The organism is Paenibacillus sp. 01L418 (assembly GCF_056400045.1).
In genome coordinates, this window is the sequence record NZ_JBFTSN010000392.1 from 1 (window position 1) to 6,018 (window position 6,018).

Here is a 6,018-nt window from a genome sequence, read left to right on the forward strand (position 1 = left end):
GTACAGATTGGCTCGCTCTTACTGGCAATGCATCAATGAAGATAATAGACAAACCAGCTGATGCGAGCTCAGTAAGCTTATCCAGCCATTCTATTGGCAGCGCCTCGGCATAAGGTACGATTAGGCAGCGATAGCGTTCTTTGTGCACCGCTAGCTCCCCATCGATAACTTCCGAAGAAACCAAGATATCGATCGGCAGCACATCGCAGTCGATTTGGCTCTGCATCAACTGCTTCACAGGCTCCTGGAACAGCATGTATTCCCCGGACCATTCAGCCTCAGCGTGATATAGCACAGCAGCACTCGCAATATGCTCACCGTCATTCAACAAGTGGCATACCCGATTCGTATAGTCATTAAGCAGTCGGTAATACCTGAACTGCGGATTATACCCTCTGGCATAGAAGTGCGGCGGGCAATCCCAGTCAGGGAACTCTTTCTGAGAAAAAGCATGCGGCACAAAATGATTGACGCCTCTAACCAGCATATGGTCGGTCAGCCACTTCATCAGCTTCAGCCCTTCCGCCCAGCCGTAAGCGCCGAAGATTTCGCAAAAGGTTCTTCCTTGCTTCCTAGGGTCGATATGTCCCAGTGAAGCAGCTAGTTTGGTCATCCCGTAATGGAAAAAGACGCTGTCTGTCTTCCCACCCATCCATGAGAAAGACATTTCATCAAACCCGGGTACAATTTGCCATAACACGACATCCAGACCAGACATGTCCTGCCCCTCCAGCGCACGGAAGAAATGCCCTGCTCCGCAGCCCAGTCTGGCGTGTACATTATTGTCCTCCATTAGATGGCCGATATAGGCTACGCCGCGTTCTCGGCACCAGTCTCCAATCCGCCTGCTGAAGTGCTCCGCGTACAGCTTGCTCACTACGTTCATGTAGGCGTAGCGCACAGCAAACGTCTGAGGTCCACCCTCATGCCAGAGCAGAGGCAGATGCTGGCGCAGGTTCTGACCGTATTCTGCCTCCAGCAGCTCCAGCAAATCGGAACGCCACGGCAGAGCCATCTTGGCATCGCCAAGTCCCGAAGCATAATCGTACGATGCTTTGCTGTTATAGAAGCCAGGCTCATCCGAGAAGAAACCTGCGAATGCGACGCCAAAATCATCCTTGTATCGTGCGTAATAGKCTTCGTAGATTGTATCGATCAGAATCTGCGTCGATTCCGGCACGATCGGGTTCAAATAATCTTTGCGGCGATCATCCCCGCCTTCCCTGGTGACGACGAACAAGCAGATCGTCCAGTAGCCTTCCGGCACAGGCCAATAAAGAACCCCGTCTTGCACTGAAGCTTCGAGATCTATTGCAATAAACTCCCCATCCAGCTCGCCCGTAACTGGATCACGCCTAGCTGCAGCAGCGCCGACAGGTCTTGCTCCATCTAGCACCGACCAGGGGCGCAGCAGGAATGAAGCTTCAGAATCGGGACCGCGTGCATCAATTCGACGCTCTGAGAGGAACTGCCGCTGGTGTTCCAGCGGCGCGTCCTTCACCTTACCTGCTGCGTGTCCTGTCGGAAAGTGATCATCGTCGAAGACCCAAATTTGCATGCCATGCTTCCGGGCTTCATCCATAATGATATCCATATCCTTCCACCACTGTGGACCAAGCATATCAGGGTGGGGACGGGATTCCACACATACGGCATGGATGCCCGCTTCCCGTATACGAGCCAGCTCCTCACGAATGACCGCCTCTTCTTCTCCGCGCTGCCAGAAGAACGGAAGAATATAATTCCGTTCCTCACCTCTTAGCAATTCATGAAGTTTACGACTCATTGCACACCCTCTGCTTTCGCCCATTCATCCAGCTGGCGCTGCTTATCCGCAATAACCTTATCGATTCCTGCGGCCTTCAGCTTCTCAATAAATTGCGGCAACACCTTATCTGGGTCCACAGAGCCTGTTTCCAGAACAAGATAATATTGCGCGATGACGTTGGATACTGCCGCTATTTCTGTTTTGACGGACTCCGGATTCATCGTAAAGCCCATTGCCTTGGATTTAATCGCCTGCTCATTGAATTCCTTCATCTTCTGCCAAATATCCGGGTCTTCACCCTCAAATACATAAGAGAGGAACTGGTTGCCAAACAGCCAGCTCATATTTAAATTGTAGCCGTTCGTCAGCATTGTGACGCCTTCTGGGTATTTGATGACATTATCGGACACTTTGACATAATGCTTGCCTTCAATACCCCAATCCAGCAGATTAACAAGCTCAGCATCCCCATACATCAGATCCAGAAACTTCATAGATGCCACCGGATTCTTAGCTTGACGCGGAATCCCCCACATAATGTTCAGCACATGATCTGTCATGGATACAGGATTAGACAAGGTTGCACTAATCATTTCCTTGCCAATGGATCTGGACTCCTGCGCATCAAATCCCGGTTTCAGCTTAGAGAGATAACCAAAAGCTCTATCAGCCTTCATTAATTCAATTTGGCTCGACTTGTTGGTTGCTGAATCTTTCAACGTATAACCCGCTTCATACCAGTTCCTCATCCGTTTCAGGAGCGCAGCATATTCCGGAGACTCGATGCTGTTAACAAGCTTCAGACCATTATCGTAGCCTGGTAGCACACCCATCCCGTTGCTAAGACCATCATGCCAGCTGTAGCTGGTCAGAAAGGAGAAGCCAGCTCCGCTAGGAATTAGTGGCGTAATGTCTGGTTCATTATCTTTAATGATTTTGAGCGCTGCTTCTACATCATCCAGTGTTTTAATCGCACTCGCGTCGATTCCATGCTTATCTGCAAGATCCTTGCGCATTGTAAATCCGTTGGCTGTTGCCAAGTCTCTCACAGGTGTGACGCCGTAAACCTTTCCATCTACCTTACTGGCGTTCAAGTAGTCCGGGTCAAGCGCCTTGCGAATATTTTCCCCATTCTTCTCCAGCAGCTCATCGAGCGGCAACARCTGTCCTCTGGACACTTGCGAGCTAAATCCAAACGGTGATCCGACGACAATCAGATCCAGCTTCTCATTGCTTGTCAGCATTAAGTTAACCTGCTGGGCATAAGCGCCGTAATTGATTGGCATCAGATTAACCGCTACATTGATTTTTTCCTTTGTAATCTTGTTAATCTCATCCTCTACTGCCTTCATATCCGGTGGCGTGCCGGTAACACTGAGAAATGCGACATTCAATTCATCGATCTTTTGTGATGCTTCCTCGCCTGTTGTTCCGGGGCTGTTAACCGGATCTTTCGCCAATCCGCCTGAATTTCCGTTCGAACCACATGCGGATATGAGCAGCGATAGACTCACTAGACTTGCGAATAACCATGTCTTCTTGCGCATTTTGTTTTCCCCCTGGCTTGATCATTTGGCTTTCTCTTGCCATTATAGCGGGAAGAGGAGCGCATCCTCTGCTTCAGGTTCGACCTTTGCCTGACGTCATTTCGACTTTGCAAGGGGGGCACCTCGTCCGTGCTGGCGAAACTCGATTGGGCTTAAGCCTGACTGAGCCTTGAACAACTTTGCAAAATGAGAAAAGTTCGAATAGCCCGTAGCCATCGCCACGGCGCTTACAGGAAGCTCAGAATGAATAAGCAGCTGCCTAGCCAGCTTGATTCTCTCCTGCAAAATATACTCTGGAATCGTACAGCACAGCTCTTTTTTAAATAAGCGGGTCAAATAGTCCGGGTGCAAGTATACGTGGTTCGCTGTCGTTTCTCTGGACAGATTCTGATCCAGATTGGATACAATATAGCGGGTCGCCCGTTCAATCACATCGCTAATCGAGGACGGATGTGTGGTATTCACAGCCTTCATAATGACATGGGCAAGCCAGCGCTCCAGATCGGTAAGCGAGCGGGATGCAGCTTCCGCCAGACGCAGGCTCTCCTCATCACAGAACATGAGATGTGCTTGAACCCCTTGCTGCTGCAGGACTGCATGAGCCATTTGCAAAAAATTCTCCTTCAGCGCACGCAAATAATCGCCATCTATTCCCGTTTGATCCCGCAGTCCATGGATGCAAGCTCTCGCTTCTTCCAGCAGCCTCTCCTTCACGCCTTGCCTCATCATCGCTGCCCAGCCACTCATATCTGGCAGAGCTGGAGGCGCTGCTGCAAGACGCTTTGCCTCATTCAGAGCTACATAATGGATTCCGGTCACATTATCTCTGTCTAAATTGTGTAATTGAGCCAGCAGAGCAGGGAGTTCATGTCCTTGTACTGGCTTCCCCCCATAGCAATATAATTCACAGTATAAATGTACACGACAAAACTCAACCAAGCGGCTACACATGATGGCAAGTCCGTTCTCTAGTTGTTCCTGTTCCACAGGCATAATAAGCAACCAAGCGTCATTCCCGGCAGGTACAACGACACTGCCTAACGTAAGCCTTCCCAGCATCTCTTTGCCTGCGTTCTTGAGCCCATATTCCAGCAGCTTCCGATCTCTGACCAGGAAGTCCTGCTGCCAACCACGTATGATCATTAACACTGGCAGAACCAAGGAGTCCGCAGGGAGAGATACTTGCCTTGCCGCCGCTTCCTTTGCAAAAATCTTACTCACTGCCGGAATGGTTTCATTAAGAACATCCAGCCAGAAGCGCTCACGATTTATATCCTGCTGCCGAGACCACCAGTTCTTAACCCGCTGCGCATCCGCCAGTTCTTGCTCGCGCTTCACAGCGTCTGCCGCCTTGCACAGTGCGGCTTCCAGCTCTTCCTTGGTCAGCGGCTTCAACAAATAATTGGAGCAGCCCAGACGTACAGCTTCTTGGGCGTAATGAAAATCCGCATGGCAGGTCATCAGCACAGGAACGGTGCGAATTCCCTTCTCCCGCATCCACTTCAGCAGCTCTAGTCCGCTCCGCTGCGGCATTTCAATATCGCATAGCAGAATATGAATCTCCTGTACCTCAAAAATCCGCTCCGCCGCAGTCGGATTGTAAGCAACATAAACGTTGGAAATACCAAGCTGCAACCAGTCCACCATTTTTTTAACCGCTTTCACAAAATGAATCTCATCATCTACGATCAGCACGTTCAGCAAGGTGTGCCCTCCTCTCCTTCCGGGAATGACTTCATGGGTAAGCGAACTTCGACTCGAGCCCCGCCTGAATGAAGATTAAGAAAGGTAAGGTCGGCTTTTCCGCCATACAATAGCTCCAATCTGCGCCATGCATTCCAGATGCCATGCCTGCTGCCGTCCTCCCGCTCCAAGTTCCTCTTCTCATTTAAGAGCTGCAGCAGCTCTGGGGTGAATCCTTCGCCGGTATCTTCAATAACGAGTAGAATGCGAGGCACCTGACCATCTGATTCCAGCTTTCCATGAATCGATAGCCGGAATGGCGCTTCCAGCGTAAAGGCGTGCTTGATGGCATTCTCCACAAAGGTTTGAATCACAAGCGGGGGTATAGCGAGGTTCAGCAGGTAAGATGGCACCTCAATTTCACTGCTCAGCTGATCTGGAAACCGCAGCTCCTGAATACGTATATAATTGCGCATATGCATCAGTTCATCCCCGAGAGAGACGAGTGACACATGACTACGGAAAATGTAACGGAAATAGTCCGAGAGACAGCGCGACATCTCCTGGATTAATTCATAATTGCGTACAGCAGCCAAACTGTGCAGCATATTAAGGGAATTTAAATAAAAATGAGGATTAATCGTTGTCTGCAGCTGCCTAAGCTCCGCCTGCTGTTTGCTTAATTGTTCCTCATAAACATGGATTTTCAGCTCTCTAATGTGGGAAAGCATTTGGTTAAAATGATCGTTAACGACGCGAAATTCTTCGGTTGAGGCTTTAGATTCTGGAATCCCTTGCATATGCCCTTCACCGATTCGATTCATGGCAGATAGCAGTCTTCTGATCGGAAGCAAAATCATCTTGCGAAGCAGCACCAAACTCAAGGGAATCAGCAATATTGAACCCACAGAGACAAACCTATTCCAGCTCCAGAGATTGAAAAAACCTTTCAAAATATCTTGCTCCGGTATAAGCGCAACCAGTCGGAAACCACCATGCCGGGATCGTTCACCTACCGTC

General features: G+C 49.8%; 4 protein-coding genes. All 4 read right to left on the reverse strand.

Annotation, left to right across the window (positions count from 1 at the left end; genetic code table 11):
* Window positions 1-1,786: glycosyl hydrolase (locus tag AC1DSE_RS28500; protein WP_477528574.1), on the reverse strand; the 1,786-nt coding region annotated here is incomplete at its 3' end.
* Window positions 1,783-3,315, reverse strand: coding sequence for an ABC transporter substrate-binding protein (locus AC1DSE_RS28505; protein ID WP_477509802.1), 1,533 nt, complete (start codon window positions 3,313-3,315; stop codon window positions 1,783-1,785). The genes AC1DSE_RS28505 and AC1DSE_RS28500, both read right to left, overlap by 4 nt.
* Window positions 3,316-3,411: 96 nt before the next feature.
* Window positions 3,412-5,010, reverse strand: a complete 1,599-nt coding sequence (locus tag AC1DSE_RS28510) for a response regulator transcription factor (protein WP_477509836.1) — start codon at window positions 5,008-5,010, stop codon at window positions 3,412-3,414.
* A gap of 2 nt (window positions 5,011-5,012) precedes the next feature.
* On the reverse strand, window positions 5,013-6,018 hold a 1,006-nt coding region (locus AC1DSE_RS28515), incomplete at its 5' end, for a sensor histidine kinase (RefSeq protein ID WP_477528575.1).